Origin of the sequence: Mycobacterium sp. SM3041, assembly GCF_039668335.1 — a bacterium.
GTDB lineage: Bacteria > Actinomycetota > Actinomycetes > Mycobacteriales > Mycobacteriaceae > Mycobacterium.
Genome location: NZ_JAYXBQ010000028.1, coordinates 1 through 2705 on the forward strand (window position 1 = coordinate 1; position 2705 = coordinate 2705).

Genomic DNA, 2705 nt, shown 5'->3' on the forward strand with positions numbered 1-2705 from the left:
CCCATGGACAAGCCGACCCATCGTCTCGGCGGTGCACAGCTCATTCGTCCCGCACCGGGGAGCCGTGCAAAAAATGGGCGATCAACGGAACCAACGTGTGCGGCACTCACGGCGGGAAAGCGCCGCAGGTGATCGCCAAGGCTCGCCAGCGATTGCAGGAAGCTGCCGACAGGATGGCTCAGAACCTATTGGGTATGGCAGACAACGACAGCGGCAGAACGCCGAGTTACGTTCAATTGGCGGCGATTAACTCAGCGTTGGACCGGGCCGGGGTTGCCGAACCGAAAGACGTGACTGTGACGGTCAAGCCGTTTGAGTCCATCCTGACCGAAATCGAGGGTGGCTCGCGTGACGCCTATCGCCGGTCAATTGGCGATGAGCGTGCCGGGGAGCTGCCCGCGTTTGGTGAGATCGAAACCGCCGCACCTGGCGGGCCACGGGTGCTCGGAACCACGTTCGACGGCCACGACGTGATCGAGGGTGAGCTAGTCGAGCTGGGAGACGACGCCGAGCACCCGGCCAGCGTGGGCCAGGGCGAGATGGACGGGGGTTACCCGTACGACGACGGCCACGACGGTACCCAAGGCCGTAGAGACTCAATGGCGAATTACGGCCCGACGATGCGCCTGCCGAACGGTGGCTATATGCCGACAGAACAGGCGATGGAAGTCGCAAGCGAACAGAACCGCATTGCGAAACGAAATCTGCGTAGGTGATGAGTCGAATTGGCGAGGCATAGCGGCCAGGTGCGAACAGGTGAAGATCCGCGCACCTGGTCGACACGCTGCGGTAGCGTAGGTGTCGCACAACCTAAAGATTACGCGGCAGGCCAGGTCAGAGCGTTTTGGCCGGTCTGCCGCACACGGTGAGAAGGGGCGGAGCGATGGCAGCACAGTCACGGCGCAAGCTGGTGGCTTACCTGCGCGTGTCCACCATTGAGCAGGCCGCGCACGGGTTCGGGCTGGATGCACAGCGAGCGGCCATCCAGAGCGCCGCCAAGGCACTCGATGCCCGCGTGGTGGCGTGGTGTACCGATGAGGGTCTGTCAGGCGCTCTGGGGGTGGAGAAGCGGCCAGGGCTGGCCGACGCGCTGCGCATGATTGACGACGCTAAAGCCGATGGCCTGATCGTTCGCGATCTAGACCGATTGGCTCGCGAAATCACGGTGCAGGAAGCGGTAATTGGCCACGTCTGGTTGCACGACGAGGCAGCGGTATTCACCAGTAATCCCCCGCAGGAAGTGCCACGCGATGACCCCGACGACCCAATGCGTACGGCAATGCGCAAGATGGCCGGGGTATTTGGCGAGCTAGAACGCATGTTGGTGGCCAAGCGGCTGCGCGACGGGCGACGGGCGAAGGCTGCTGCCGGTGGGCACGCAACGGGGTCTGTGCCGTTCGGCTGGCAGGCAGAGAAGCGCAGCGCGACCAACCCCAATGGCGCGTTGGTGCCGGTGCCGAGTGAGCAGGCAGCGCTAGAGCGAATGAAAGCACTTGCAGCACAAGGGAAGTCAACGCGTCAGATCGCGGCCACACTGACCGCCGAGGGGCACAAGGCCAAGCGTGGGGGTCCCTGGTCGCACGGGGCGGTCGCTCGGATTCTGGCCAGGAATGTCAATGTGGAAAATGTGGAACAGGAGAATTGTGGCAAGTAGCAACGATGGTTGGAGCGAGGGCGACGAGGAGCTGCGGCGCATTACAGCGCACCACGAAGCGGGCCACGCGGTGGCAACGTACGTGAGTGGTGGCACAGTTCATGCGATTTCGATAGCTCCGGACGCAGAGTACTTGGGTCAAACGTTGGCGAGCCCGTCGTCCGCTACCGGAGCCGCTTTCGCTATCCATGCCGGACCGTGGGCGGAAGCTCGCTCGCGATGGAAATTGTCGAGCTTTGACCTCGACGACCCTTACCAAGGAAAGTTGTTTGAGGACATGGTTTTCCATGCGTGGACGTTGAACGCTCACGGAAATGGTGCGCCGAGTGACGGGGACTTTTGGGTGATGGCGACGGACCGGGAAGAGGTCGAGGGCGTGGTGGTGGTTGACCACGAGTATCGGCGTCATCAGTGGAACAGAGAGCTCGAAAACTATTGGGAAGCAACGAAGGAGGTCGCGACTTTGTTGCTTCGCGGTGACACTATCGGTCAGCACGAGGTATCCGCCATCGTGGAACGTTTGAATCCTGGTGCGAGAAGGCTGATTTGAATGGGTGAGACGAAGCATTGGGCAGCGCGGCCTGATTCAGGCAGGGAGGTCTGACCGTGGCATACGTTCGCAAGCATGAGACCAAGACGGTTGAGCGCGGCAAGGTCAAGTACCGCTATGAGGTGGTTTACCGGGCGAAAGTGCGCACCGACGATGGGCGCACGGTTACCCGTTTGCGTCAGGAAACGCACCCGACCAAGGCCGCTGCTGACGCTCGCGCTGCCGAGCTAAATGCCCGCAAGCACCGCCGAGCGGTTGACCCGGCAGAGGCGCGCAAGCGCGGCAACCGCACGTTTGGCGAGTGGGCTGGCGATTGGCTCGACAGCCAGCGTTTGCGCCAGGTGGGCGGCTACGTGAAGCAAAACACCGTTGACGGGTACGCCAATCTGTTGGACCTGTACGTATTGCCCGAGTTCGCAGACGAACCGATCGGCTCGATTGACGTGATGGCCATTGATCGGTTCATGGCGCGGCTATCGGTACGGAAAACCCGCTACGGCA

The 2705-nt window shown here is 62.2% G+C and carries 2 protein-coding genes and 2 pseudogenes; all 4 read left to right on the plus strand.

The window, feature by feature from the left end:
* Positions 1-716: pseudogene (locus VXD91_RS07775) on the plus strand (hypothetical protein); the annotation flags it as partial.
* A 167-nt stretch (positions 717-883) separates the two neighbouring features.
* Positions 884-1654, plus strand: coding sequence for a recombinase family protein (locus tag VXD91_RS07780; RefSeq protein ID WP_346415110.1), 771 nt, complete (start codon positions 884-886; stop codon positions 1652-1654).
* Positions 1644-2204, plus strand: coding sequence for a hypothetical protein (locus tag VXD91_RS07785; protein ID WP_346415111.1), 561 nt, complete (start codon positions 1644-1646; stop codon positions 2202-2204). The genes VXD91_RS07780 and VXD91_RS07785 overlap by 11 nt, the downstream gene beginning before the upstream one ends.
* 56 nt (positions 2205-2260) lie before the next feature.
* Positions 2261-2705: pseudogene (locus VXD91_RS07790) on the plus strand (site-specific integrase); the annotation flags it as partial.

Coding starts and splice junctions, on each gene's coding strand:
- VXD91_RS07780 (WP_346415110.1), top strand. CDS start 884: ATGGCAGCACAGTCACGGCGCAAGCTGGTGGCTTACCTGCGCGTGTCC.